The organism is Duncaniella muricolitica (genome assembly GCF_910574735.1).
In the GTDB taxonomy this organism is placed as follows: Bacteria; Bacteroidota; Bacteroidia; order Bacteroidales; family Muribaculaceae; genus Duncaniella; species Duncaniella muricolitica.
The window spans coordinates 1-26,245 of record NZ_CAJTCF010000030.1 but is presented as its reverse complement, the minus strand read 5'-3'; the positions used below and the strand labels follow the sequence as shown (position 1 = coordinate 26,245).

21 protein-coding genes are annotated in these 26,245 nt (G+C 54.3%); 5 read left to right on the top strand and 16 right to left on the bottom strand.

Translation table 11 applies throughout. The features are described from left to right. Positions 1-57: 57 nt before the first annotated feature. The 9 genes from QGT73_RS08185 to QGT73_RS08145 form a co-directional block, all read right to left on the bottom strand. On the bottom strand, positions 58-537 hold the full coding sequence (locus tag QGT73_RS08185; protein ID WP_280122125.1) for a hypothetical protein: 480 nt from the start codon (positions 535-537) through the stop codon (positions 58-60). Positions 538-663: 126 nt separating this feature from the next. Then, on the bottom strand, positions 664-1,095 hold the full coding sequence (locus QGT73_RS08180) for a SufE family protein (protein WP_280122124.1): 432 nt from the start codon (positions 1,093-1,095) through the stop codon (positions 664-666). A 370-nt stretch (positions 1,096-1,465) separates the two neighbouring features. After that, positions 1,466-3,481 (bottom strand): hypothetical protein, encoded by a 2,016-nt coding sequence (locus tag QGT73_RS08175; RefSeq protein WP_280122123.1) that lies wholly within the window; start codon positions 3,479-3,481, stop codon positions 1,466-1,468. Between the two features lie 135 nt (positions 3,482-3,616). After that, a complete protein-coding gene (locus tag QGT73_RS08170; protein WP_280122122.1) occupies positions 3,617-4,045 on the bottom strand; it encodes a phage holin family protein in 429 nt (142 codons plus the stop codon). Positions 4,046-4,237: 192 nt separating this feature from the next. After that, positions 4,238-6,049 (bottom strand): excinuclease ABC subunit UvrC, encoded by a 1,812-nt coding sequence (uvrC, locus tag QGT73_RS08165; protein WP_280122121.1) that lies wholly within the window; start codon positions 6,047-6,049, stop codon positions 4,238-4,240. A gap of 92 nt (positions 6,050-6,141) precedes the next feature. Further along, entirely contained in the window at positions 6,142-6,660 is a 519-nt protein-coding gene (locus tag QGT73_RS08160; protein WP_280122120.1) for an adenine phosphoribosyltransferase, read from the bottom strand. 106 nt (positions 6,661-6,766) lie between these two features. Then, positions 6,767-8,647 (bottom strand): tRNA uridine-5-carboxymethylaminomethyl(34) synthesis enzyme MnmG, encoded by a 1,881-nt coding sequence (gene mnmG, locus QGT73_RS08155; protein WP_280122119.1) that lies wholly within the window; start codon positions 8,645-8,647, stop codon positions 6,767-6,769. Positions 8,648-8,760: 113 nt separating this feature from the next. Further along, positions 8,761-9,189: an rRNA maturation RNase YbeY gene (ybeY, locus tag QGT73_RS08150; RefSeq protein WP_425278394.1), complete on the bottom strand. Its 429-nt coding sequence runs from the start codon at positions 9,187-9,189 to the stop codon at positions 8,761-8,763. A gap of 215 nt (positions 9,190-9,404) precedes the next feature. Then, complete coding sequence (locus tag QGT73_RS08145; RefSeq protein ID WP_280122118.1) at positions 9,405-10,010, bottom strand: DUF4254 domain-containing protein; 606 nt, start codon at positions 10,008-10,010, stop codon at positions 9,405-9,407. Between the two features lie 274 nt (positions 10,011-10,284). Between QGT73_RS08145 and QGT73_RS08140 the strand changes: the two genes are divergently transcribed. Beyond that, a complete protein-coding gene (locus tag QGT73_RS08140) occupies positions 10,285-11,064 on the top strand; it encodes a radical SAM protein (RefSeq protein WP_280122117.1) in 780 nt (259 codons plus the stop codon). Positions 11,065-11,119: 55 nt separating this feature from the next. Then, positions 11,120-12,025 carry a S66 peptidase family protein gene (locus QGT73_RS08135; protein WP_280122116.1) on the top strand — a complete coding sequence of 302 codons (906 nt, stop codon included), beginning with the start codon at positions 11,120-11,122 and terminating at the stop codon, positions 12,023-12,025. A 70-nt stretch (positions 12,026-12,095) separates the two neighbouring features. Here QGT73_RS08135 and QGT73_RS08130 read toward each other — a convergent pair whose 3' ends face one another. The 4 genes from QGT73_RS08130 to pyrH all read right to left on the bottom strand — a co-directional run bounded on the left by QGT73_RS08130 (position 12,096) and on the right by pyrH (position 16,793). Continuing rightward, positions 12,096-13,232, bottom strand: coding sequence for an MFS transporter (locus QGT73_RS08130; RefSeq protein ID WP_280122115.1), 1,137 nt, complete (start codon positions 13,230-13,232; stop codon positions 12,096-12,098). A 159-nt stretch (positions 13,233-13,391) separates the two neighbouring features. Further along, positions 13,392-15,371: a retaining alpha-galactosidase gene (locus QGT73_RS08125; protein WP_280122114.1), complete on the bottom strand. Its 1,980-nt coding sequence runs from the start codon at positions 15,369-15,371 to the stop codon at positions 13,392-13,394. A gap of 91 nt (positions 15,372-15,462) precedes the next feature. Then, complete coding sequence (gene frr / locus QGT73_RS08120; protein WP_280122113.1) at positions 15,463-16,020, bottom strand: ribosome recycling factor; 558 nt, start codon at positions 16,018-16,020, stop codon at positions 15,463-15,465. A 62-nt stretch (positions 16,021-16,082) separates the two neighbouring features. Further along, positions 16,083-16,793, bottom strand: a complete 711-nt coding sequence (pyrH, locus tag QGT73_RS08115; RefSeq protein ID WP_280122112.1) for a UMP kinase — start codon at positions 16,791-16,793, stop codon at positions 16,083-16,085. Between the two features lie 154 nt (positions 16,794-16,947). Here pyrH and QGT73_RS08110 point away from each other — a divergent pair, with 154 nt between their 5' ends. Further along, complete coding sequence (locus QGT73_RS08110; RefSeq protein WP_280122111.1) at positions 16,948-17,661, top strand: response regulator transcription factor; 714 nt, start codon at positions 16,948-16,950, stop codon at positions 17,659-17,661. Continuing rightward, entirely contained in the window at positions 17,651-18,271 is a 621-nt protein-coding gene (locus QGT73_RS08105) for a ribonuclease HII (RefSeq protein WP_280122110.1), read from the top strand. Before QGT73_RS08110 ends, QGT73_RS08105 begins: the two co-directional genes overlap by 11 nt. 52 nt (positions 18,272-18,323) lie before the next feature. On the opposite strand, the gene metH is transcribed toward QGT73_RS08105, so the two are convergent. From metH to QGT73_RS08090, 3 genes are all read right to left on the bottom strand, one after another. Continuing rightward, positions 18,324-21,968, bottom strand: a complete 3,645-nt coding sequence (gene metH / locus QGT73_RS08100; RefSeq protein ID WP_280122109.1) for a methionine synthase — start codon at positions 21,966-21,968, stop codon at positions 18,324-18,326. 83 nt (positions 21,969-22,051) lie between these two features. After that, entirely contained in the window at positions 22,052-22,837 is a 786-nt protein-coding gene (locus QGT73_RS08095; RefSeq protein ID WP_280122108.1) for a M48 family metallopeptidase, read from the bottom strand. A 92-nt stretch (positions 22,838-22,929) separates the two neighbouring features. Beyond that, entirely contained in the window at positions 22,930-24,003 is a 1,074-nt protein-coding gene (locus tag QGT73_RS08090) for an SGNH/GDSL hydrolase family protein (RefSeq protein ID WP_280122107.1), read from the bottom strand. 894 nt (positions 24,004-24,897) lie between these two features. Between QGT73_RS08090 and QGT73_RS08085 the strand changes: the two genes are divergently transcribed. Beyond that, positions 24,898-26,025 (top strand): SU10 major capsid protein, encoded by a 1,128-nt coding sequence (locus QGT73_RS08085; protein ID WP_280122106.1) that lies wholly within the window; start codon positions 24,898-24,900, stop codon positions 26,023-26,025. Positions 26,026-26,245: the final 220 nt, after the last annotated feature.

Below are 26,245 nucleotides of genomic sequence, written 5' to 3'. Positions count from 1 at the left end.
GACTTACGTTGCATCGACTGCATGCCGGTAATGGCATAATAATTGCACCCCGTGTATTTAGAATCCGCTTGTGAGTATGGGGATTGTGGTGCCTGTGATGCTGAACGATATGACCGCGGGAAGACCTTTGGCACACAGATAGTTCCAGAATCTGTGAGTGGGATAGGCCAGTTGATGCCCCTTGGGTGTGCGTCCGTAGGCCACCCCTCCGAGTAGAGCCGCGAAAAAGGCCCCGACAATCATAGCCGCATGCGAGACGGTCAGTCCGATGAGCATACCAGCCAGAGAGGCGGTGAAGATGTATGGCACTCCGAGACGCGAAGCCGTCACTCCCTGTGGCAATATGAAGTTAAGAGCTATGACTATAAGCATAGCCACACCCCAGAACATATAGGTGGACGCCCCGAGATGAACACCCGGCATAAGCCCCGACGTACACAGCGCGAGAAAAGCCACCGCCGTGCCATAGGTGGACGAATAGAATGTGAGGGCAACCGCCAGCACAAGAAGAATGATGCAGACTACGAGTATAAACATGTCTTGAGAGGATTGCGGAATACTTTAGTGATACGAAAAAACTCACCCGCGCCGGGTAAATATAACAACGGCGAAGGTGAGTTTGTGCATATGTATTGTCAAAAACTTTTGTTTCTCACATGCTGATTATTGCTGTCCCTGCTTGGCCTTGAACGCCAGCGCGTAGAGACGCATCTGCTTGAGCATGGCCAGCAGTCCGTTGGAACGGGTGGGCGAAAGGTGCTCGCTGAGACCTATGTCGTCGATAAAGTGAAGGTCAGCGTTGATTATATCGTCGGGAGTCTGATTGTCAAGCACCTTGACAAGAAGCGATATGATGCCCTTGACGATGATAGCGTCGGAGTCGGCCGTATAGTGCACACGTCCCTCGGGAGTAAGCTCGGCATTGACCCACACGCGGCTCTGACATCCCTCGATGAGATGGGCCGGATCGCGGTATTGCTCATCGATGGGAGGCAGACTGTTACCGAGATCTATAATCATGCCGTAGCGGTCCATCCAGTCGTCGACCTCGGAAAACTCCGCTACAATATCGTCTTGTATTTCGTTGATAGTCATAATTGGCAATTTTTTACTTTAAGAGGTTGTTTAATAACAAATGTGAAGCCGGAGTGGATGTATTTTTGAGCTAACCTGTTCATAATCTGATGGAGCCATGCTGTAGCATGGTGACTGAAGATTAGGGACAGGGGAGCCAAAAAGACATCCATGCAGGCGAGAGTAACTTATATTAACATTATTATACATTAAAATTGCTTTATTGAAGTTATAAAAAATGCTTGTTTGCATCCATTCTCTTGGATGTATTTCGTGCTGAATTTCAGTCACAATGCTACAGCATTGCTCCTTCAATTCATCCCAAAATCCATCTCAAGAGAATGGACTCCGGCTTTCACATTTGTTTTTAAACAACCTCTAATTTTTAACTCTACTTGGCAGGTCTCGGAGCAGTATTGACATTCTCCGAGGGACGCACTCTGGCAAGCAGATTGATCATCTCGCGGAGCTCTACCGAACCGTTCTTGACGCCTTGACGCATCTTGCGCGAGTTGCCGCGCTCGTTGGGCGAACCGATTGCCTGCCATGCCATATCAACTATCTGAATAGCCTGGGCATTGGTGCAACGGCCTTTCACCGCAAAATAATCATTATTGGCAAGGGCATTGAGGTCACCGTTCTCAATAGCCTGAGCGAGAGCCTTGCCCATAGGGCTGGTCAGCTTGGCAAGCACCCAGGCGGCATTGTTGTTGAGATATTCGACGTCGGCAGTCTCCTCAGGCGTCATCGGAGCCGGGGCCGGAGCAGCCTGGCTGGGCGTGCCGTCCTCCGAGATCATCTCGGTCTCAGCGGCCGGAGTCACGTCATACTCCTCACCTTCGGGCAAGAGAAATGCCACCGCAACGACGATAAGTATCGCTACCAGTCCACCGGCAAGCCACATCAGAGCCTTGCGGCGATAGGGACGAGTGTGTGCCTCGTCGTCATCCTCCTCTTCAGGCGAATCATAACCCTGCTTTTCGGGCTGCACCTCATGACGGCGCGGGTCGGTGGGCACGGTTGTGTCTATGCGCGGACGAGATTCGGAAGCCTCATCGGATACGTTGACAAACTTAGGCGCGTTTTTCTTCACCTCCGAGCCTACAGCCTCCGAACGCGCTGTCTCAAAATTGGGAGCCACGGGCGGATTGATAAGACGCACATCCACGTTGTAGACCTCCGAATGGTCGGAAGTCACCTGACGGTGGGCGCGGAATCCATGGAAATTTCCCGAATGGAGGCGGTTATACTCCGGAGTGTTTTTCTCGATTGAAATCTGTTGCTCAAACACACGGCCTTCGCCGAAATCGAGACGCAGCGTCACTCCCTGCTCCACCGGCTGAAGCTCGAGCACAAGTTCCTCGGTGGTAAGCATCTCGGCCGAAGGACGCTTGAGCTTAAGCGGGCGATAATTGTTTGACGCCACCTGTATCTCCACATCCTCATCGGGAGCCAGGTCACGCTCGGTAAAGTCGATATACGGGTCGGCCGTACTCACGGAGTGTCCGTTGACCGAAATAGTATAGCCGTTGAGGGGAACACCCTTGGTCGAAGTCACCTTGACCGGAATGCGGCGTATGAAGCGTATGCCTGTCTGAGCGGCTGTGCGCACCTGTATGGTCGAACCCTCATATTTCGTATAGGCCGCAGGATTGCCCACCACAACAGTCTCGGTGTGGGTGTTGAAACCCTCCTTGCTATAGGTGAGCACCAGACGGTCGCCGTCATAGACCAGCGGAGCCGAAGCGGTCACACTCTCGGGGCATACCACACCATACTGCTTGCGGATAGGCACCGTGATACGCGGCATCTTCACACCCGGGCGGAGCGATGTGGTGGCCGACACCACTATGATGCAGCGATAATCGGCATACTCGGGCTGGCCGGGAAATGAAAAGATAGCCTCAAGCTCCTGCACGGAGATATATGTGCGATAGGCGGCCTCGCCCTTAGGCTCGGTATTGCCCTCGGCCGGTGCAGTATATTTCCACGCCTCGAGCATGAGCGGCTCGCGGGGCACACCGGCCTCGAGAAGCGCGGCCTCCACTGCATCATCTGTAAGATTCTCATCCTCGATAAAAGCCTTCTTGAGCGCGGTAAATGTGTTGAGCACCTGACGGCCGGTGAGAGCACACCCGTTGGATATAAGCAGCGATATCATCATGAAACCCCGCTCGGGGGCCACAGTGTTGCGCGTGATGAGCGAAATGTAATGTCCCGCCTCCGACTGCTGGAGCACATAACACTCCGACGCGTTGAGAAAACGCTTGACTGCCGCGCCGGGCTCGACCATCATGCTCCCCCAACGGGGGTCGATGTCACTGTCGGCCGGAGAGTAGGAATAGAGAGTGCGAGTCGCACCCTGAACCTCGCCACGAATGGCTACATGTATATAGTTAAAATCCATTTCTTGGTCTGTGAGATAATATACGGACAAAATTAGTGAAAATACTCCTCTTCCACAAACATTACTGTAGCAAACCCTCTACGAAAAACAAACGATAGCGCAACTATACATCATCATTTTTAATAGATGAAATTTTTAAATATTGTTTTTCCTGCCAGAACGGCGCATTTTCCAAAGCGTGGACAGAAGGCGCAGGGCAGAAAAAATGTCGGTGCGGTGGGGTGAGTTTTCGGCGATGCTTCGGGCTTCGATGAGTGCGAGCGAGAGTGCGCCGAGGGTGGTGAGATAAGGAAATGGAGGGAGGGCTGTAGCGGCTCCGTCAAGTCCGGCAAACGTGACGAGGGCAGCGATAATCATGCCGTCGACCACCGTGAGACAAAAGAGGGCGAGATAATATGACGAGAGTTTGGCTACGGTGCGCCTCAGACCGCGCGAGGTGCAGGGACGGCCGTCACGTCGGGCCTTGCGGAGCCCGCTTACAAGGTCGGCGGAGACGGCAAGAAATATGCCGAGATATTCGACCACAAGAAGTGCGAGAAGCGATGAAAAGGTGTGGGATGACATGGTGCGGAAATGTTTTTTTAGATTACTTGCTTAAAATCCCGGAGCGCGTAAATTATAATGCCCGTCGTGATTTCAGCTCGCAATGTTCTGTTGATTGGGATTGCTAAAACACTTCTGCAAAATTAACGGTACAGCCCACACAAAAGGTGCGATAATGACGCGTAGAGACCCGTCCGCATCTCCACAAACTGACTAATCAGTTGGATGAAGCGAGGAGTATACTATCGATGCCTTGGCAGGGCCGATGAGGTCGGCTATTGCGTCGAGATCGGCTTCGCGCAGACGCTTTACGCTCTTGAAATGCGTCAGGAGCGAAGTGCGGGTTTTCTCGCCGATGCCCTTGATGCCGTCAAGCTGTGATACAGCCTGTGTCTTGCTGCGGCGATTGCGGTGATGGGTGATGCCGAAGCGGTGGGCCTCGTCGCGCAACTGCTGCACGATGCGCAGACTCTCGCTGTTTTTGTCGATATAAAGAGGGATGCTGTCTCCGGGAAAATAGATTTCCTCGAGCCGTTTTGCTATACCGACCACGGCTATCACGCCGCGCAGTCCCATGTCGTCGAGAGCCTCTACAGCGGCCGACAACTGACCTTTGCCGCCGTCGACAACTATGAGCTGAGGCAGGGGTTCACCCTCGTTGACAAGACGCGTGTAACGGCGCGTGAGCACCTCCTTCATCGAGGCGAAATCATCGGGGCCTTCGACCGTCTTGATATTGAAATGCCGGTAATCTTTTTTGGACGGTTTGGCATCCTTGAACACCACACACGATGCGACAGGATTTGTGCCCTGGATATTGGAGTTGTCAAAACACTCTATGTGGCGTGGAAGCTGCGAGAGGCGAAAATCCGACTGCATGCGCTGGAGTATACGGTCGGTGCGGGCAGCCGGGTCGCGCTTCTCTATGGTCTTGATTTTATCCACCCGATGCTGGCGAGCGTTCTTCTCCGACACCTCGAGCAGCTTGGCCTTGTCGCCGCGCTTGGGGATGATAAATCTCACTCCCTCCATCTCACAGTCGGGCTCCTGCGCCACGATAACCTCGTCATATTTCACGCCGAGACTCTCGGCTATCTCGGCCATGGCATAACCCAACAGTTGCGGCACTGATTCGTCGAGTCTGCGACGATACTCGAGAGTGACCGACTTGACCACCGCGCCGCGTCGGATGTGCATGTAATTTATGTTGACTTCATCATCCTCGTCGTGCACACCGAAGACGTCAATATCCTCGATGGTCTGCGAGACTATGACACTCTTGGACTGGTAACGCTTTATGAGGTCATATTGCTCCTTGAGCTCCTGAGCTTCCTCAAAACGCAGCTCCACTGACAGCCTCTGCATCTCGCCGCATAGATAATCGAGAAGTTCTGAAATATCGCCGCGGAGTATGGCCCGCACCCTGTCGATGTCGGCTCCATACTGCTCGGGACTGACCAGACCGGTGCAGCACCCCTTACACCGTTTGAGGTGATAGTCGAGACACAACCTTCCCTTTCCGGCACGTATATAATCGGGCGTGATGAGGTGGCGGCACGAGCGCAACTGATAGAGCCGGCGCACCAGCTCGAGCGTCGCGCGGGCCGAGCCGGCGTCGGTGTAAGGTCCGTAATATTTCGACCCGTCCTTGATGCGCTGGCGGGTCATGAACACGCGCGGATAAGGCTCGTTGGTCACCACTATCCAGGGATAGGATTTGTCATCCTTGAGCAGCACATTGTAACGCGGCTGGTGCTCCTTGATCATGGAAGCCTCGAGGTTGAGTGCGTCCTGCTCGGTGGGCACCACTATGTATGACATATCAGTGATGGCGCGGACAAGGAGATTGGTGCGGAGCGAGTCGTGAGTGCGGTTGAAATATGAGCTGACGCGCCGCTTCAGATTCTTGGCCTTGCCTACATATATGACAGTGCCCTCGGAGTCGTAATACATATACACTCCGGGGGTGGAGGGAAGGATGGATATCTTCTCCTCAAGAGCGGCTGACTTGCGGTGCTTGGGCATGTTTCAAGTTTAGAGGGTGGTTTAATTCAGAGAAGGGGCACGTCCCGTCATACCGACAAGGACACACCCCTTCTCCATGATTTTTTAGAGGTTTAATAAGTGATGAGCGATGACACCTCGGCCTCGGCGGGGAGGTTGGCGCGGCCGTTGAGAGCTGACAGCTCAATGATGAAGTTGATGTAAATCTTTTTAGGGTTCATCTGCTTCACGAGCTCATAGGCAGCAGCCATTGTGCCGCCGGTCGCGAGCACGTCGTCATGTATCACCACGATGTCATCGGGGGTGATTGCATCGCGGTGAATCTCGATAGTATCCTTGCCATACTCTTTGTCATACGATGCCTGTATGGTGTCGGCAGGCAGCTTGCCGGGCTTGCGCACGGGCACAAATCCTGCTCCGAGCTCAAAGGCCAGCATTGCCCCGCCTATAAAGCCGCGCGACTCGATACCCACTACTTTAGTAACGCCTTTGTCGCGGTAAAGTTGCGACAGGTCCCAGCCCACGATGTGCAGCCCGCGGGGGTCTTTGAACAGCGTGGTGATGTCTCTGAAGATTATTCCCTTCTGGGGAAAGTCTACTACGTCACGGATGTGTGATTTCAGGTATTCCATATCTTATGTTTTTTGAATGTTATATTTCCTAATGATGAGTTCGTGTTAAAGTAAACAAAATCGCAGACAAAAAAGGTGCGATTGTTCCACGTGAAACAATTTTTCGCTATCTTCCTAAGAGCAACAGCAGTATGTTGACATCAGCCGGAGATATACCCGGGATACGCGAAGCCTGCGCCACGGTTTCGGGGTCAATCTTCTCGAGCTTCTGACGAGCCTCGGTCGACAGAGCCTTGACCGAAGCATAGTCAATCTTGCCGCGCAATTTGAGATTTTCAAGACGGTGGAGCTTCTCGGCATTGAGCTGCTCGCGCTTGATGTAGCCCTGATATTTCATGAGTATCTCGGCCGCCTCGACTATCTCCTCGCGACGGGCCTCTTCGATATTTTCATTGATATAACTGTCAAGCGCGGGCACCCCTTCACGCAGAAGCGCGAGGTTGAGCCCCGGACGCAACACAAGGTCTTCGAGCTTCACGCCCTGCTTGAGCGGCTGCTCGCCTCGCTCCTCAAGCCACGGATTTACGAGGGCCGACTTGACCGAATAAGAGCGGCAGAAATCTATCAGCCCGTCGCGCTGCTCACGCTTGGAGAGCATGGCGGCATAACGCTCGTCGGTAGCAAGACCTATGGCATGGCCTCGCGGAGTGAGACGCATGTCGGCGTCATCTTGCCGCAGGAGTATACGGTGTTCGGCTCTCGAGGTAAACATGCGATAAGGCTCGTCGACCCCTTTGGTCACAAGGTCATCGATAAGCACTCCGATATATGCCTCGTCGCGCGCAAGAGTAAAAGGCTCGGCTCCCTGCACACTCAGCGCGGCGTTGGCTCCGGCCACAAGCCCCTGCCCCGCGGCTTCCTCATAACCGGTGGTGCCGTTGACCTGACCGGCAAAATAGAGCCCTTTGACGAGCTTCGTCTCAAGTGTGTGATGGAGCTGCGTGGGGTCAAAAAAGTCATATTCTATCGCGTAGCCCGGACGGAAAAGCATCACGTCACGCAGCGCGGGTATCGTCTCCAGAGCCTCGATCTGTATGTTGATCGGGAGCGATGACGAGAAGCCGTTGAGATAATATTCAGTGGTCGTCTCGCCCTCCGGCTCGAGAAAAAGCTGATGCTCGTTCTTGTCAGCAAAGGTCACTATTTTGGTCTCGATGCTGGGACAATAACGGGGACCGATACTTTGTATCTGGCCGTTGTAAAGCGGCGAGTCGGGCAGTCCGCGGCGCAATATTTCATGAGTCTGCGTGTTGGTATAGACTGTGTGACACGCGCGTTGCGGAAGCTCTCGCTCCACATCGGCAAGATAGGAAAACTTGTGAAAATCATTGTCGCCTTCCTGCAGGGTGGTCATTGACCAGTCTACGGAACGGCCGTCAATACGCACAGGTGTACCGGTCTTCATTCGGTCGGTCGTAAAACCTAATTCACACAACTGCTCCGTCAATCCATAGGCAGCAGGCTCGGCTACTCGGCCCCCCTCGATTTTGACCGGACCGGTGTGCATGAGTCCGTTGAGAAAGGTGCCTGCCGTGAGCACCACGGCACGCGCCGAAAACTCCACTCCGAGTGCGGTGACGATGCCGCATACGCGTCCGTCGTCCACCTTGACAGCCCTAACGGAGTCTTGCCACATATTGAGATTGGGAGTATTCTCGAGAGTCTCGCGCCACATCTGCGAGAATTTCATGCGGTCGCTTTGGGCGCGCGGGCTCCACATGGCCGGTCCCTTCGAGCGGTTGAGCATGCGAAACTGTATGGCCGTGCGGTCGGTAATGACACCGGTCATGCCGCCGAGCGCGTCAATCTCGCGTACTATCTGCCCCTTGGCTATACCCCCTATGGCGGGATTACAGCTCATCTGGGCAATCTTGTTCATGTCCATAGTGACGAGCAGAGTCGACGCGCCCATGCGTGCGGCAGCGTGTGCAGCCTCGCATCCGGCATGACCGGCTCCGATCACTATCACATCAAATGAAAATTTCATATATAGCGAATTTCAGATATATTCCGAATGGAAAGAGACACACCACAGGCTCCTAACTCCGCCGCATAAACTGTGTCGGAGAATCCCCCGGGGCATGTGTCGTCACGCCGACACTACATCTGCTCCAGAAGAGCGAGGGCCTCGTTTTCGTGACGCTCCATAATCTCGCGCTCACCAGGGCCCTTGTCATTGATGCCGCAGAGGTGAAGCACCCCGTGGACAATCACGCGGCGCAGCTCGGTGGCATAGTCCGCCCCCACCACCTCGGCATTGGTAGCCACGGTGTCGAGCGAGATAAACATATCGCCGCTGATGCGACGGCCGCGCGTGTAGTCAAAGGTTATAATGTCGGTATAATAATCGTGCTGTAAAAACTGACGGTTGACCTCGATGATTTTCTCATCATCACAAAAGATATAAGTCAACGGCCCGAGTATGCGGTCATGCCTCCGGGCCACTTCGTCAACCCAGCGTCCCAACTTCTCCGTGTCAATATCAGGCATCGGAGTCTGCGCGTCAGTGAGCCATTGTATATCGTTCATGAGAGCAAAGTTAGTGAAAATTTGGAGAGCTTGGCCGCTAAGGAGCCAACTTTTTTATTTCGCCAAAAATCCCGAACAAAAAATTTCGACCCAACACGCTATATATTAACGCATTGGGCCGATTTTAACCCTCTGAGATTTTAATATTCACAGCCTCACGTGGGTGCGGAGGCAAAATCTCGGACGCATTTTGTTAAAATATGTAAAGACGGATTTTACTTACCTTTATATAAAACCGGATTTGTATCGGCGTCATTATACATCTTCATCTGCCGATACACCTTCATATATTTTATGCCGGCGGCGATGTCATCGAGCAGAGTGTCGATAGCAGTGGTAAGGTCGACCTGCTGCTGGAGGAGGATATTGAGCTTAGCCTCACACTTGGCTTTATGTTCGGCCGACGCATCCGGACGGCCCACCTCGGCAGCCATATGATAAATCTTCAGCGCGAGTATCGACAGACGGTCGAGAGCCCAGGCTGGCGACTCAGTGTTGATAGTAGCCGAAGCGAGCGGCTTGACATCGGCATACTTCTCGCGGAAGTAAGTGTCAATCTCCTCCACCATATCCGTACGGTCCTGATTGGAGCGGTCAATACGACGTTTGAGCGCGAGTGCGGCCACCGGGTCAATCTCCGGGTCACGGATTATATCCTCGAGATGCCACTGCACGGCATCAATCCAATTTTTGGCAAACAGTGTATGCTCTATAGTACCCTCGGCATAAGGATTCTCGACCACAGCGTCTACATGGTCGGTCTCGTGATACTTCTTTGTCGTCGCAAAGAAAATATCGTAATAGTTTTGGGCAAGTTTCATGCGAAAAACATTTAAGGTTAATGTCTATGTGCAAATTTGCGAAAAATAATCCCAAAAACCAAACGAAAAATTGATTACCTTTGTAAAAAACTTGCCCTTCGGGCAAAGGTTATGAGGTTATGAGGTTATAAGGTTAAAGACATATAACCGTATTACTCTATAACCTTATAACCTTTGGCCGAAGGCCAAACAATAACCAACTCAATAACCTTTGCCCATAGGGCAACTAATAACCTCATAACCTTATAACCTTTGGCCGAAGGCCAAGTAAAATATGCAGACTGTATTATTTCATTCAACGATATTCGGGCCCATACATTCACGCCGACTGGGCGTATCGCTCGGAGTAAACCTGACGCCCGATGACGGCAAAGTATGCACCTTTGACTGCCTGTATTGCGAGGCCGGGTTCAACGCCCAAGGCACCGGCACCACAGGTTTGCCCCCACGCGAGAAAGTCGCCCGACAGCTCGAGCAGAAACTCTCCGAAATGAAAGCTGCCGGAAGCCCGCTCGACGTAATCACCTTCTCGGGCAACGGAGAGCCTACCGTCCATCCCGACTTTCCGGGAATAATCGACGACACCCTCCGCATACGCGACAAATACTATCCCGAGGCTAAGGTGAGCGTCCTGAGCAATGCCACCCGCATCGACCGGCCCGAAATATTTAAAGCATTACTTAAAGTCGACAACAACATTCTCAAGCTCGACTCAGCCCTCACTCCCACCATCCGACAGGTCGACCGCCCTACCCTACCCCACCTCGACGCAGACACTATTATTGAAAATCTCGCCCGTTTCGGCACCGACTGCATAGTCCAGACCATGCTACTGCGGGGCGAATATGACGGAAAACCTATTGACAACACCACCCCCGAGGAAATCGACGCTCTCATCGAGGCCTATCGCCGCATAGGGCCGCGCGAAGTGATGATATACTCCATCGACCGCGCCACCCCTGCCCGACAGCTTGTCAAAGTGCCACGCGAAGAGCTCGAAGCCATCGGCTCGCGCATCACCGCTGCAACCGGCATTCCCGTACAGATAGCCTGATATAACAACCAAAACCATTCGGCCCTTTCGTCCCATCAGCCCCACCCTCCCGACAATGGACATTCTCACCCCGCGCCCGCTGCGTCACGGCGACCGTATAGCAGTGCTCTCCCCGTCGAGCATCATCAAGCCACAGACAGTCTACAACGCCCTGCCCGTCCTTGCCGACCGCGGCTGGGTGACCTATGTAGGCGAGCATACGTTTGACCGCCATGGCACCTATGCCGGCACCGACGACGCCCGCTATGCCGACCTCGAGACAGCCCTGCTCGACCCCGACACACGCGCCATCATATGCTCGCGCGGCGGCTATGGGGCCGTCCACCTGCTTGAGCGGCTCGACCGTCTGCCTCTGCGCGACGACCCCAAATGGATTGTGGGCTACTCCGACATATCGGCCCTCCACGCACTCATGTCAAAGCACGGCATAGAGTCAATCCACGCCCCCATGTGCAAACACATAGCCACTCACAAAGGCAAGGACGACGACTCGCTCCGGCTCTTCTCGCTGCTCGAGGGCACACGCCGTGACGTGACTGTCTCCCCCAACCGTCACAACCGCCACGGACGCGTCACAGGACGTCTGCTCGGCGGAAATCTCGCGGTGATAGACGGACTCATCTCCACCCCCTTTGACGTACTCAGGCCCGACACAATCCTCTTTATCGAAGATATAGCCGAGCCTGTATATAAAATCGAACGTATGCTCTATAACCTGCGGCTCAACGGCACGCTAAGTTCACTGCGGGGACTGATCGTAGGCCGCTTCACGGACTACACGCCCGGAGCCGACGACGAGACCATGGAACAGATGATAGCCCGCATGGTCAGCGCGTATGACTATCCCGTAGCCTTCGGAGTGCCCGTCGGTCATGTCGACCACAACATACCTCTCGTATGCTCCTCGACAGTCACCCTCGACATCACCCCCTACGCAACGACAATACACTACGAGGCCTAAAGGATTATCTCACCCATCAGCCCCATTTGCTCCAAAAAGCCAAGAATGCCCATTAGCCAAGCATCCCGCCTCACTCCCTCTTGCTCAGCGCGAAGAGCATCACAGCCCCCACCGCTGCAAATGGAATACCGACAAGAGCCGGAGACGCCAGGCCGAAACCATGCTGTATGGCCAGGCCGCCGAGAGCAGCCGACATAGCGTTTGACACATTGAACGCAATCTGTATTCCGGCACCGCCGAGCATCTCGCCACCCTTGGCAAACCTCACTATTATATATTGCAGCGGACCGCCGATGCCAAAGAGGCCGGCAGTAGCGATAAACATCAGTATGAGCGACGGCACCTTCATCGACACACACAGATACACTGCCGCCATTACAAACACCAGTGCCGCCGATATACACCCCGTCACGACCGAAGCCTTGTAACGGTCGGCCAGCTTGCCCGAAAGCATATTGCCGACCACCATGCCGGCTCCGGCTATCACCATGACCCAGCTCATCGACGGCGTGGAAAATCCCGTGACTCTGGTCATAATCGGCTCTATGTAACTGAACCAGCAGTATACACTCGCCTGTCCGAAAAACACGCCTCCATATATCAGCCACGGGGCCGCGTTGCGCAGAAATCTGAATTGTCCCTTGATGCCGCTGTCGGGCAGCGGAGCAAGATAAGGCAACCACACGCGTATGCACACCAGCGACAGCAGTCCCACCGTCGCGACTATGCCGAAAGCCACTCGCCAGCCAAAAAGATTACATACAAACGTGGCCGACGGCACTCCGAAAAGATTGGCTATGGTCATGCCGCCGACAAGCACCGCCACTGCCTGCGCGCCGTGACCCTTCTCGGCAAGACGGGCACACACTATGGCCCCGGCACCGAAAAAAGCACCGTGAGGCAAGCCCGATACAAACCTTGCACACAGCAATGTGACATAACCCGGCGACAATGCTACCCCGAGATTTCCAATAAATATCACCGCACTCAGAAGAAGCATAAGCCGCTTCAACGGCATGCGGCGCAACACGATGAGCATCGGTGCACCCACAGCCACTCCGAGCGAATAAGCCGAAATCAGATGTCCGGCCTCGCTGATGCTTACTCCCACTCCCGATGCCACCTCGCCAAGTACTCCCATCATGCCAAACTCGGCTATCCCGAGCGCGAACGTGCCGATGGCAAGCGCGTATAAACCTTTATTCATTACCTATTGAAAATTGAGAACCTTATAAATTTTTCGGCTGCAAAGTTAGCCACAAAAACACATAAATATCAAAAAATTCCAGCTAAAAGACAGGAGTACGGAAGTTAAAATTTTCTACTCCTGTACTCCTGTCTTTTTATCAATTTTGCGTCTGTTGTATCACTCTATTTTCAAGGCAAACCCGCCGCCCGGAGCGAGATGAACTGACAGAGGCAACCCCTGCGACAGCGTAATCTCGCTGCGACAGTAATCGCGGCCGCTGCGATGGGCGTTAACTCCGTCGGCAAACAGTGTGGCCTTATGAGTGTCCGGAGAAAGGAATGAAAGGTCTACGGTAAGATCGCGCGGAGTCTTGTCGGTAATGCCGCCCACATACCACGTAGCCCCCTTTCGGCGGGCAGTCACTATATATTCGCCCATCGAGGCGGCGAGAATGCGTGTCTCGTCCCATGTGGTGGGCACCTCGGCGATAAAGTCGGTACACTCCTGCTCGCGCATATAATTGGACGGCGTGTCACACAGCATGTTGACCGGCGAATCAAACACCATATAGAGAGCCAACTGATGACAACGTGTGCCCTGGCTCATAGGCTCGTTGTAGCAGGGATAATAATTGCCGGGAGCGGCGTTGCGCATGGCTCCCTGAGTGTAGTCGAGCGGACCGGCCACCTGGCGCAGAAACGGCACCATGACATTATATTTCAGATGGTCGCAGTCCTTGTCGGCCCACTTCATGTTTTCAAGACCAAACACCCCCTCGAAGTTGAGCAGATTGGGATAAGTGCGGTTGAGACCGGCGGGTTTGTACATGCCGTGAAGGTCAAGCACGAGACGATGACGCGCGGCAGTCTCGGCGGCGCGAGCTATAAATTCGGTAAGCGGCTGGTCATCACGGTTCATGAAATCGACCTTGAAACCCTTTATGCCCATATCGGCGTAATGCTTGCACACTCGCTCCGTATCCTTGTCAAAAGCACGGTATCCGGCCCATAGTATGAGTCCGACATTACGGTCGGAGGCATATTTTATGAGCATCGGCAGGTCGATATTGTCATTGACCTTAAAAAGATCGGCATTGTCATTGTCCGACCATCCGTCGTCAAGAATCACATACTCTATGCCGTTCTTTGACGCGAAATCTATATAGTACTTATATGTATCGTTATTGATGCCGCTCACAAAGTCCACCCCGTCGATATTCCAGTCATTCCACCAGTCCCATGCCACTTTGCCCGGACGTATCCACGAGATGTCTTGTATTTTTGAGGGCTCGGCAAGCAGATAGGTCATGTCAGTGGCGGCAAGGTCTTTGTCGTCGGCAGTGACCACGGCCATGCGCCACGGCAGCTCGCGCGGCCCGTCGACCTTAGCTATATAATTCTCCACATCCTTGACCATCAACTGTATGTAGCCTCCGGGCTCGACCTCGCTCGGATAGGGCGGAAAGACACCTTTGAGAGTGGTGGACGGAGCTGTCGAGTTGAGATACAGGCCCGGATAATTGTCAAGCCCCGACTCGGAGATACACACTTTCACCCCCTCGGGACGCTCAACGACAAGCGGCAGAAAGGCAAGTCGGGCATTGTTGAGCTGCGACAATGGTGCTTGGGTATACATGTTTTCAAACGAGTTGGAAAACTGCGACCTGAAGTCTCCGTCATTACCCGTAGCCACATAGGGGACAGCCGTCATGGCATCGTCGGGAAACTGAAACTCAACGGTCTCGGATAGAATCTCAAACGGTTTCTTCTCACGGGTCACAAACCTGTAGGCCACGCCGTCGTTGAAAGCCCTGAACTCCACGCTCCAGTTTTTACCGAGCCCGAGAGTCAGTCCGTTATAGTTTTCACGGATGCTGTCGGCTCGATAGAAAGGCGAGGCCACCATGCGGTCGACACTGCCTCGCGAGGCGCGTTTCACTTTGACACGTTCACCCACCACACTGCCGTCCGACAGCGTGAGACCGAGTTGCGAGGGCGCAAAAGCCACCACACCGTCACGCTCCACACTCCATGTGAGCCGGTCGGAGGCGTCAATTGTGGCGGTAATGTGTCCGTCAGGCGACGAGAGGCGATACTCCACACCTCCTGCATTCATGGCCATAGCTGCCATGAATGACATCAAAACTACTTTTTTCATGATAATTGTACCTGAATAAATACAACAAAGGCTCCTAAAAGTCCGACAAAAGACTTTCAGGAACCCTTATTGAAGATGATATATTCTATGATTATACGGTAAGGATTTCTTTTTCTTTTGCAGCGAAAAGTTCGTCGATTTTCTTCATGTAACGGTCATGAAGTTTCTGGGCCTGAGCCTCGGCATCCTTCTCGACATCCTCGCTCATACCCTGCTTGATAGCTTCCTTCAGGCCCTCGATAGCGTCGCGCCGGGCATTGCGCACCGACACCTTGGCGGTCTCGGCCTCAGCCTTTGACTGCTTCACGAGATTCTTACGACGCTCCTCGGTGAGCGGGGGTATGCTCAGACGTATCACCTCGCCGTTGTTTTCGGGCATGATGCCGAGCTCGGAGTTTATGATAGCCTTTTCGATTTCCTTAAACATGGCCTTCTCCCAAGGAGTAATGGTGATGGTGCGCGCATCGGGGACAGCCACATTGGCCACCTGCGAGATGGGCATTGCCGAGCCATAATACTCCACACGTATGCCGTCGAGGATTTTAGGATTGGCCTTGCCGGCACGGATGTGGGCGAGAGCCTCGTCAAGATAAGCCACGGCCATTTCCATTTTTTCTTCGGCCGGATTGAGATAGTCGGAGGGTTCCATTATAGTTTGTTTTAATTTAGTATTATGATTTATATGTCAGGCACACCGGTCTGTGCATCTCATCAATACACTTTTGTGCCTATATTTTCGCCTGCTATCACCTTGGCAAGATTGCCGGGAGTATCCATGTCAAACACCACGATGGGCAGATGATTTTCCCTGCACATGGCGGTGGCTGTGATGTCCATCACCTTGAGTCCGCGGGCAAGCACTTCGTCATAAGTGATTTCGTCAAACTTGGTGGCCGTCGGGTCTTTCTCGGGGTCGGCCGTATACACGCCGTCAACACGTGTGCCCTTGAGCATCACGTCGGCACCGATTTCAATGCCGCGTAGCGCGCTGCCTGTGTCGGTCGTAAAGAAGGGGTTGCCGGTTCCGGCAGCCATGATGGCGACAGTGCCCCCCTCGATGGTCTCGATGGCGCGGCGGTTGGAATACTGCTCGCCGATAGGAAACATGTTGATAGCCGTGAGCACCCGGGCCGGCTGACCTATGTCCTCGAGTGCCGACGAGAGGGCAAGCGAGTTGATGACAGTGGCAAGCATACCCATCTGGTCGCCCTTCACGCGGTCAAAACCCTTGGCCGCGCCCGAGAGGCCGCGAAATATGTTGCCGCCCCCTATCACGATGACCACTTCTACACCTTTGCTTACTATGTCGGCAATCTGACGGGCATATTCGCCCAGTCTGACAGTATCTATGCCATAACCTTGCGCTCCCATCAGCGACTCGCCGCTGAGTTTGAGCAATACTCGCTTATACTTTGTTTCCATATCACAAATTTAGACAAAATAACACATTAACTCCAAATTTTCAGTTGAAAGTTTACTTACCCTCGGGTGTTGTATAATTACAATTCCATTACAAAGCATGCACAATTCAGTTACTCATTTGCCGATATTTCGCACATTTTGTACATTTGCAGTTGTGAACACACATTCTAACATATCTTCCCCGCAAATACTCATCGTAGATAACGACCCGACCATACTGTCATTGCTATCTGAGAATCTTCAGAGCGAAGGCTATGGCGTACAGACCGTATCTGACGCAAGCCAGGCTCTGATGTTGCCGCTTGACCGATACGCGCTCGTCATATCGGAAGTGGAGCTGCCGGGCGAGATTGACGGGTTTGAACTGCTCGAACGCATCAAGGACGACCCCGTCACATGTGCTGTGCCTGTGATGTTCTGCACCGTGCGTGACGGCGAAAACGACATCATACAAGGCCTCAACGCCGGAGCCGACGACTACATCGTGCGTCCGTTCTCCCTGCGCGAGATGCTGGCGCGAGTGCGCTCGGTGTTGCGACGACACCGCAATATGGCTCCCGCCGCCAATCTGCGCACCATCGAATATCGCACTCTCATACTCAACATCGACTCGCACGGTCTGCTTATTGACGGAGAGTCGGTATCGCTGTCACCCACCGAATTTTCAATACTCACACTGCTGCTGCGCTCACGCAACAAGATGTTCACACGCGAAGAGATATTCGCGGCGGCATGGCCCGGCGAGGTGTTTAACAACCCGCGCCTTGTCGACGTAAACATCTCACGTCTGCGCAAAAAGCTCTCGGCCTATTCGCGCAATCTGGTCAACAAGTCGGGCCTCGGATATGGTTTCCTCGATGAAATCTGAACCACTGCCCGCAGCCACCGCATCGTTTGTGCTCGAAGCCGGATGCGACGAAGCCGGACGTGGATGTCTGGCCGGTCCGGTGTGCGCGGCTGCCGTGATACTGCCCGACGGATACACACATCCACTGCTCAACGACTCAAAAAAACTCACCGAACGCCAGCGCGAGCTACTCCGCCCTATCATCGAGCGCGACGCCGTCGCGTGGGCCGTCGCATGGGCCTCCAACGAGGAGATTGACTCCATCAACATTCTCAACGCTTCAATCCTGGCCATGCACCGCGCTCTCGACGCTCTCGAGGTGACTCCGGGCCAGATTGTGGTCGACGGAAACCGTTTCAAGCCGTTTCGCGACATACCCTATCAGACCATCGTGAAAGGCGACGGCAAACTGGGCAACATCGCCGCCGCGTCAATCCTGGCCAAAACCCACCGTGACGAGTGGATGAGACGCGCGGCCGAAGAGTTTCCGCAATATCACTGGGAAATCAACAAGGGCTACCCCACCCGCGACCACCGCGCAGCCATCGCCGCCCACGGCCTGACTCCGCTTCACCGCCTTACATTCAAAGGCTCAGGGAAAAACGACAATTCAGAAGACACAAAAAAATGACAAAAGTACCATCAATACTTTTGTCATTTTTTTGTGTCACTTGTGTTTACACTCATCTGTTGAGCAACCTGCGCACCCGCTCAAGCGGCATGTCGCGGCGGCGGGCATAATCGGCAAGCTGGTCTTCACCCACAGGGCCGAGCATGAAATATCGGGCGGCGGGATTGGATATATACAACCCGCTTACGCTTGCCGAGGGGTGCATGGCACCGTTTTCGGTCAGCGTTATGCCTATCTCACCCATCGACAGCAGTCGGTCAAGCTCGAGATTGAGAGTCTGGTCGGGCATCGAGGGATAACCCATAGCCGGACGTATGCCTGAATATTTGCCCTCGTAAAGCTCGTCAAGACTCATGTCGGGCTCATCCTTGGCATAACCCCACAGCTCGCGGCGCACATGGCGGTGCAGCCATTCGGCCGCAGCCTCGGCCACACGGTGCGACACCGTCTGCATCAGCAGCGATCCGTAGCTGTCCCCCTCGGCCTCGAGCCGGGCCACCTCATCCTCTGTGTGCACGGTCACGGCAAACGCACCTATATAATCACCCTTGGGGGCCACATAGTCGGCCACGGCCGGATAACGGCCCGACTCATCGGGCTGCTGACGGCGCAGAGTGGGAAATCTCACCTCTCCGGCCACTATATCGTCTCCCCCCGAACGGCCCTCCACAATTGTCGTCACGCCGCGTATCTTGCCCGGCGTGCCACATATCTCCTCTATCACGCGACGCGCGTCACGGGCAAGTCTGAGTGCTTCCAAGGCCTTGTCGCGCCCCTCCTTCTCCTCCTTCGACTGCAACCACGCCTCCTCGCAGGCCCGGCAGCCGTGCACACCGAAGGCATCGGCAAGCGTGGCCGAGAGTTTCCATGCACTCATAAAGGCTCGATAATTGATCAGAGGCAGCAGTTCCTCCCCGGGTATATCGGTCACAGTGCGGCCCGGACAGGCAGGGGCAGGGGAGACATATGTGTCACCCGCTCCGCGCACGCTCCGCATGCGGGCCTCGGCGAGCGTAGCCATCTCTCGGGCGGCTGTCTCGCGCTCATGCTCCTCGCGCAGACGGCTGGCCTCCTCCTTGAGCGAGGCGATATAAGCCTCCCTAACCTCGGGGTTGAGCAGACGCGCTGCAAGCAGAGGATTCTGCGAGGCGTCTCTTACATGTATCACGGCCCCTTCATACCGAGGGTCAATCTTAAGCGCGGTGTGCAGACGCGAAGTGGTCGCTCCGCCCACCATCAGCGGTATATGCAGCCCGGCCTTGCGCATCTCCTCGGCCACATGGGCCATCTCGTCAAGCGACGGGGTAATGAGGCCCGACAGACACACTATGTCGGGACGCTCTCTCAGAGCGGTCTCCACAATAGTCTCGGCCGGCACCATCACACCGAGGTCTATCACCTCATAGTTGTTGCAGGCCAGCACTATCGACACTATATTCTTGCCTATGTCATGCACATCACCCTTCACTGTGGCAAAGAGCACCTTGCCGCTCTTTCCCGTCGAGGCGGCCGCCACACTCTTGCGGCGGTCTATCTCGGGCTGCAGTATGGCCACCGCGCTCTTCATGGTGCGGGCGGTCTTGACCACCTGGGGCAAAAACATCTTGCCTTCGCCAAACAGGGTGCCCACCCTGTTCATCCCCTCCATGAGCGGACCGTCGATAATGGCCACCGGCTCCATGCCTGCCTCGAGAGCTTCGCGCAGGTCCTCGGCGAGATAAGTACCCGTCCCGTGCACGAGTGCGTAGCTCAGACGCTCGTTCAGCGGCAGTGCACGCCACTGCTCGGCCTTAGGAGTGTCGTTTTTAGCCTCTTCGGCCCCTTTTGCTGCCATTGAGGCGGCCAGGGCGGCCAGCTCCTCCGACGCTTCCTTGCGGCGATAGAGCACCACATCCTCGAGCAACTGACGCAACTCCGGCTCGACATCGGCATATGTCACGGCCGTGGCCGGATTGACTATGCCCATGTCCATACCTTTGCTTATGGCATGGTAGAGAAACACCGCATGCATCGACTCGCGCAGACGGTTGTTGCCGCGGAAGGCAAACGACAGGTTGCTCACTCCGCCGCTCACCTTGGCTCCCGGCAGATTGCTCTTGATCCACTCCACGGCCCGTATGAAGTCAAGTCCATAGCGGTCATGCTCCTCGATGCCGGTGGCGATGGAGAGTATGTTGGGGTCAAAGATTATGTCCTCGGGCGGAAACTGTGCCTGCTCCGTGAGCAGACGGTAGGCGCGGCCACACACCTCGATTTTTCTTTCATACGTGTCGGCCTGACCCTTCTCGTCAAATGCCATGACCACCACGGCAGCCCCGAGACGGCGTATGCGGCGCGCACGCTTCACAAATGTCTCCTCACCCTCTTTGAGCGATATGGAGTTGACTATACCCTTGCCCTGCACACATTTGAGGCCGCTCTCTATCACTTCCCATTTTGACGAGTCAATCATCACGGGCACACGCGCTATGTCGGGCTCGGCGGCAAGAAGATTCAGAAATCTGCACATCTCGCGCCCGGCGTCAAGCAGTCCGTCGTCCATGTTTATGTCTATCACCTGCGCTCCGTCCTCCACCTGTTTGCGGGCTATCGCTATGGCCTCTTCATAGGCTCCCTCCTTGATCAGTCTCAGAAACTTGCGCGAGCCGGCTACGTTACACCTCTCCCCTACGTTGATAAAATTCTTGTCGGGGGTCACCTCAAGCATCTCGAGGCCCGACAGCCTCATCTCGGGCTTCACCGACGGGGGCACATGCGGAGCCTTGCCCTTCACTATGGCCGGATAGCGGGCTATATGCTCGGGCGTGGTGCCGCAGCAGCCACCTATTATATTGACGAGTCCTTCATCCACAAGCTCGCTCATCACCGCGGCCATGCTCTCGGGGGTCTCGCCATAATTGCCCGAGGCGTCGGGCAGTCCGGCGTTGGGATGACACGACACTGGCCACGGACTCTTGCGGGCCAGTTCGGCTATCCATGGCTTGATTTCCCTCGGGCCGAACGAACAGTTCAATCCCAGCGACGCTATCGGCGCGTGGCTCACCGAGGCTATGAACGCCTCGAGCGTCTGGCCCGAGAATGTGCGCCCGTCCTTGCCGGCAATAGTCACCGACAGCATTACGGGCAGCTCCTCCCCTCTGGCCTTCATCACCGACACGGCGGCATCGAGCCCGGCCTTGAGGTTGAGCGTATCAAAGATAGTCTCGAAAAGCAGCATATCGACACCGCCGTCCATCAGCCCCTCTATCTGCTCGCTGTAAGCGTCAAAGAGCTCGTCATACGTCACGGCTCTCATACCGGGGTCATTGATGTCGGGACTCATCGAGGCCGTCTTGTTGGTGGGACCTATCGAACCGGCCACTCTCACCCTGCGTTCCGACGAGTCGGCAGCCCGACGGGCTATCTCGGCCCCTGCCCGGCTTATCTCGCGGGCAAGTCCGGCCATATCATAGTCGGCAAGCGATATAGCATTGGCGTTAAACGTGTTGGTGCTGATAATATCACATCCGGCCCCGACATATTCGCGGGCTATATCCTCGATAACATCAGGCCGCGTCAGACACAGCAGGTCGTTGTTGCCGCGCAGGTCCACATGCCATCCGGCAAAACGATCGCCACGAAAATCCTTCTCCGTAAGCCCGCGACGCTGTATCATGGTGCCCATCGCACCGTCGAGTATCAATATCCTGTCTTCCATCTACCTTAATTTATATAAATCAAGCCCGTTAGGCCCTTGGAGCCTGACGGGCTTGACATTAAAAGTTGTTGCTATTTAACATCTTACGGTTTCTTAAACCCGTCCTTGGTGGCACGCTCGCTCATACGCTTGATGCGGGCCTTGGTCTCGGGGTGCGACGAGAACATCTTGTCGATATAGCTGGCCTGCGCACCTGCGCCCTGCTCCATTTCGAGAAATTTCTCAAAAGCCTTGACCATACCCCAGGGGTTGCGGCCGTTCTGCACCAGGAAGTCATAGCCACAGTCATCAGCCTCTTTCTCCTGCTTCTGCGAGAACTTTGCCCCGGCGAGCGATTCGCCGAGAGTGCCGAGCTGCGACTCGGTAAGGGCTGCTGCCACACCGCCGGTCGAGGCCACGGCATCCTTAAGCGCACCTGTAAGCAACTCCTGCTTGAAAGCATTCTTGCTGTGACGCTTCATCACGTGACCTATCTCATGACCGATAATACCCATCAGAGCATCATCGTCCATAATATCCATCAGCGAGGAAAACACTCTCACGCTACCGTCGGGACAAGCGAAAGCATTCACGTCGATTACCTCATACACCTTGAAATTCAAAGGTATACCGTCGGCATCCTTCAATCCCTCGGTAAGCTTGTTGAGGCGGATAGTATAAGGGCTGTCGGCATCCGACACCTTATTGTGAGTATCCATCCAGTCGACCGACTCCTTGACATAAGCTGCCATCTGAGCATCGGTGATAGTCAGAGCCTGAACCCCCTTAGCGGCCGCTCCGACAAGTTTACCAACCTTAAACTGTGCATTCACAGGCACTGCCACCATCATCATAAGAAAAGCGGCAATAATCGTAGTTACCTTTTTCATAATGTTGAATTGTTGAATTGTTGAATTGTATAATAGATATTTTGATTATGGATTCAAAGATAAAAAAATTGCTAATTACTAATTACTAATTACTAATTGCTAATTACTAATTGAATAAACTTAGTCAGTTCCTCAGCCATCCTGGCATGCTGCCGAGCCGAAGGATGCCCGTCGGCACCCATACCGAGCTCACCCGTCTGGGGCGACATATCGAAACGATAAGTACCCTCATGGCGCGAAGCCAGTCGGTCGAGAGCACCCCTCACATCCTCAAGCGGCTGCCCCTGAAGCATCGACCCCGTCAGCAACACAATCTTGGCCGAAGGATACACCTCCCGCAGATGAGTCAGAAAACCGTCATAAGCCCTCTCAAAGAGCGAGATATCATAATTATCGGTCGACGTATCGTTAGTGCCCAGATTGATACACACCACATCAGGCTGAAAACGGCTGAAATCCCACATATGCTCAGCATCATAGAGCAGCGTACGGTCATACTCCATCGGCATCGTCCCGACGCTGTCACCCTCAAGCGGACCATTATAGTTGCGATACATGCCTATACCCGAGCGGGCCACGACATTGACATCCGCATCAAGAGCACGTCCCGTCAGATAAGCATAAGTCAGACAATGATTATCCGTGTCATAGCTGAAACCGCGCGCCCCGTCGGGAGCAGCCGCACCATAGCCACACGTAATCGAATTACCGATAAACTCCATCTTCAGCTTACCCTTTTTCGGAGCATCCAGCAGACGCGAACCGCCCGGCATCACAAAACCCCTTATCACAGGATTCTTCTCATAACCCTCTATAGCATACGTGATGCGCACACTGTGAGGCCCCTCGCCAAGCGAATCAGCCACCGTCAGCAGCGAATCATTCTCACCGTAATGAAGTCTGCGGGGCACACCGCCGTCAACCTCGACCATAAAATCGCCGCAGCCACGGCTCGCAAGCATATCCAGGCGACTCCCCTCAAAAGAAAGCAAAGCCGTCACACCCGGATAATTGAACGCCACACCGCCATTATCGGTAACATAAGTACGACCCATATAAGTAATGTGGGACGAATCAGCTCTAAACTCTACATCCTGCTGTCGGCAAGCATTCCAGCTTAGCACGAAAAAAAGAAGGAGAGCCGGAAGAATACTCTTTTTTTCCATAGTCTGTAAATATCTGGCCACGTGCATACAGCCACACACAGCAAAATATCCACAAATTTAATACAAATTTTTCGCTTACCACCAATCGACGCGACATTATCGCACCATTTCCCCCCAAAACCCACCCTAACTTTGCAACATCAAACATAACCCCATTAAAAAACACCACCATGACCCCCACCCCACAACAACAGCAATCACAGCAGCCACCCCACCCTGCCCCCCAGCCACAACAGTCATCCCACCCTGCCCAGCAGCCTCAAAGCCCATCTGCCTCATCCGCCCCATTTGCCCCATCAGCCCCATTAGGCCCATCCGCCTCATCTGCCTCATCCGGCCCATTAGCCCCATCCGGCCCATCTGCCCCATCCAGCCCATTAGCCCCACAGTCCGAAGAGTCACCCCACCCGACTCCTACCCATCCAGACCTCAGTCTCTGGGAACTGATGCGAAAAGAAGCCACCCCCACCCCCGACGACCCCACGTCAAGAGTCCTCACCGCCCCCCGGCCAAGCATCTGGGACCTATAGAGCCTCACCCCGCCCCGGCCACCCTTTAAAAAAGTGTGAGCGCGGAAGCGCGACACCCACCAGCGCGAAGCTTTGTCCATGCCAAGAGCTTCAGCTCGCCCACCTTTGAAAAAAGTGTGAGCGCGGAAGCGCGACCCCCTCCAGCGCGAAGCTTTGTCAAAGCCAAGAGCTTCAGCTCGCCCCCTTTGAAAAAGTGTGAGCGCGGAAGCGCGACACCCACCAGCGCGAAGCTTTGTCCATGCCAAGAGCTTCAGCTCGCCCACCTTTGAAAAAGTGTGAGCGCGGAAGCGCGACCCCCTCATAACCTTATAACCTTATAACCTTATAACCTCATAACCTTTGGCCGAAGGCCAAATTAACAACCATGACAACAACACAAGTAACCCAGCAAGTCTCCCCCACCCTTCTCCGCAGCCACATCGACGAACGCGTAGCCCGCATACGCCCCTCCTCCACCCCCCTCGACCAGATCTCACGAATGGCAGGCGCGCGCAACAGCGGATCAATGAAAGTCGACTACTACTCCGTCGACATAAAACCCGGCACAACCGCCGTAAAAACCACACTCCACTCACGGAGCTACGCCAAAGGCGAGCCCTTCATCCTATCAGTCATCGACAACTCCTACCTCTCCGAGTCCGACACCGTATTCTTCCCCACCGTAAAAACCGACGAAGGGCGGCAGCTCATAGGCTACATCTCCCAATCAGACGGACGCTCAGTCACCATCCATCCCACCAACATCGAATATAACGACGACGGACAATACAACCTCCCGACAATCACCAAAGACACCAAAATCGTACGCATGGGCCGCGCAGCCGGCGAGCTCGACGTCCAGACACCACGCTACAACGCCCTACCGGTCAAAAACTCCAACTACTGTCAGATATTCAAGAGCCAGATTGAAGAATCCCTCCTCCAGCGGCTCTCCGACAAAGAAGTCGGCTGGACATTCTCCGACCAGGAAGAAGTAGCCATCCTCGACATGCGCATGTGCATGGAACGATCCTTCATGTTTGGCAACAAAGCCAAAATATCACTCGAAGAAGGCACCGAAATCATGCTCACCGGAGGCATATGGCATCAGACCGACCATGACTTCACCTACAAGACCATCGACAACCCCACAATGACATCCCTGATGCGACAAGCATTCTCAGGCTCTAACGGATCGACTCGCAAAGTACTCCTTGCCGGCTCGGGACTGATCGAACATCTCAGCAACCAGAACTACCACAAAGTAATGTCGGTCAACGACCGCGTAGTCAAATGGGGCGTCGACTTCGACCTCATAGTCTCAAAATTCGGCACACTCTACGTAGTCCGGAGCGAAGTCTTCGACCTCTGCGGCATGGACAACCACGGCATGGTCATCGACCCCGAATACATCACCAAATACTCCCACATCCCCTTCTCGGCCGACCGCATCAGCTTCCACAAGCAAGGCGTACGCAACACCGAAGCTGTAGTCCTGACAATATTTGCATAGATGTATTTTTATTGCTAACTTTGCATCAAATAATAAAGATGTTATCATGGCTACGAAAAGAGTTATTGGTTATGCTCGAGGGTGTTGCAGAACTCCTCTGATTAAAGCCTCTGAGAATTGAATATTTTAGAATAATCTGGAATTTTTCGAGATTAGTTCGTATATTCGATTCTCAGGAAGTTGAAAACCGGGCATACACTAAAAAAACAGCGAAAATCGG

Bases quoted from the DNA above. Each gene is read 5' to 3' on its own strand.
- QGT73_RS08185 (WP_280122125.1), bottom strand. From the start codon at position 537: ATGTTTATACTCGTAGTCTGCATCATTCTTCTTGTGCTGGCGGTTGCC.
- QGT73_RS08180 (WP_280122124.1), bottom strand. From the start codon at position 1,095: ATGACTATCAACGAAATACAAGACGATATTGTAGCGGAGTTTTCCGAG.
- QGT73_RS08175 (WP_280122123.1), bottom strand. From the start codon at position 3,481: ATGGATTTTAACTATATACATGTAGCCATTCGTGGCGAGGTTCAGGGT.
- QGT73_RS08170 (WP_280122122.1), bottom strand. From the start codon at position 4,045: ATGTCATCCCACACCTTTTCATCGCTTCTCGCACTTCTTGTGGTCGAA.
- uvrC (WP_280122121.1), bottom strand. From the start codon at position 6,049: ATGCCCAAGCACCGCAAGTCAGCCGCTCTTGAGGAGAAGATATCCATC.
- QGT73_RS08160 (WP_280122120.1), bottom strand. From the start codon at position 6,660: ATGGAATACCTGAAATCACACATCCGTGACGTAGTAGACTTTCCCCAG.
- mnmG (WP_280122119.1), bottom strand. From the start codon at position 8,647: ATGAAATTTTCATTTGATGTGATAGTGATCGGAGCCGGTCATGCCGGA.
- ybeY (WP_425278394.1), bottom strand. From the start codon at position 9,189: ATGAACGATATACAATGGCTCACTGACGCGCAGACTCCGATGCCTGAT.
- QGT73_RS08145 (WP_280122118.1), bottom strand. From the start codon at position 10,010: ATGAAACTTGCCCAAAACTATTACGATATTTTCTTTGCGACGACAAAG.
- QGT73_RS08140 (WP_280122117.1), top strand. From the start codon at position 10,285: ATGCAGACTGTATTATTTCATTCAACGATATTCGGGCCCATACATTCA.
- QGT73_RS08135 (WP_280122116.1), top strand. From the start codon at position 11,120: ATGGACATTCTCACCCCGCGCCCGCTGCGTCACGGCGACCGTATAGCA.
- QGT73_RS08130 (WP_280122115.1), bottom strand. From the start codon at position 13,232: ATGAATAAAGGTTTATACGCGCTTGCCATCGGCACGTTCGCGCTCGGG.
- QGT73_RS08125 (WP_280122114.1), bottom strand. From the start codon at position 15,371: ATGAAAAAAGTAGTTTTGATGTCATTCATGGCAGCTATGGCCATGAAT.
- frr (WP_280122113.1), bottom strand. From the start codon at position 16,020: ATGGAACCCTCCGACTATCTCAATCCGGCCGAAGAAAAAATGGAAATG.
- pyrH (WP_280122112.1), bottom strand. From the start codon at position 16,793: ATGGAAACAAAGTATAAGCGAGTATTGCTCAAACTCAGCGGCGAGTCG.
- QGT73_RS08105 (WP_280122110.1), top strand. From the start codon at position 17,651: ATGAAATCTGAACCACTGCCCGCAGCCACCGCATCGTTTGTGCTCGAA.
- metH (WP_280122109.1), bottom strand. From the start codon at position 21,968: ATGGAAGACAGGATATTGATACTCGACGGTGCGATGGGCACCATGATA.
- QGT73_RS08095 (WP_280122108.1), bottom strand. From the start codon at position 22,837: ATGAAAAAGGTAACTACGATTATTGCCGCTTTTCTTATGATGATGGTG.
- QGT73_RS08090 (WP_280122107.1), bottom strand. From the start codon at position 24,003: ATGGAAAAAAAGAGTATTCTTCCGGCTCTCCTTCTTTTTTTCGTGCTA.
- QGT73_RS08085 (WP_280122106.1), top strand. From the start codon at position 24,898: ATGACAACAACACAAGTAACCCAGCAAGTCTCCCCCACCCTTCTCCGC.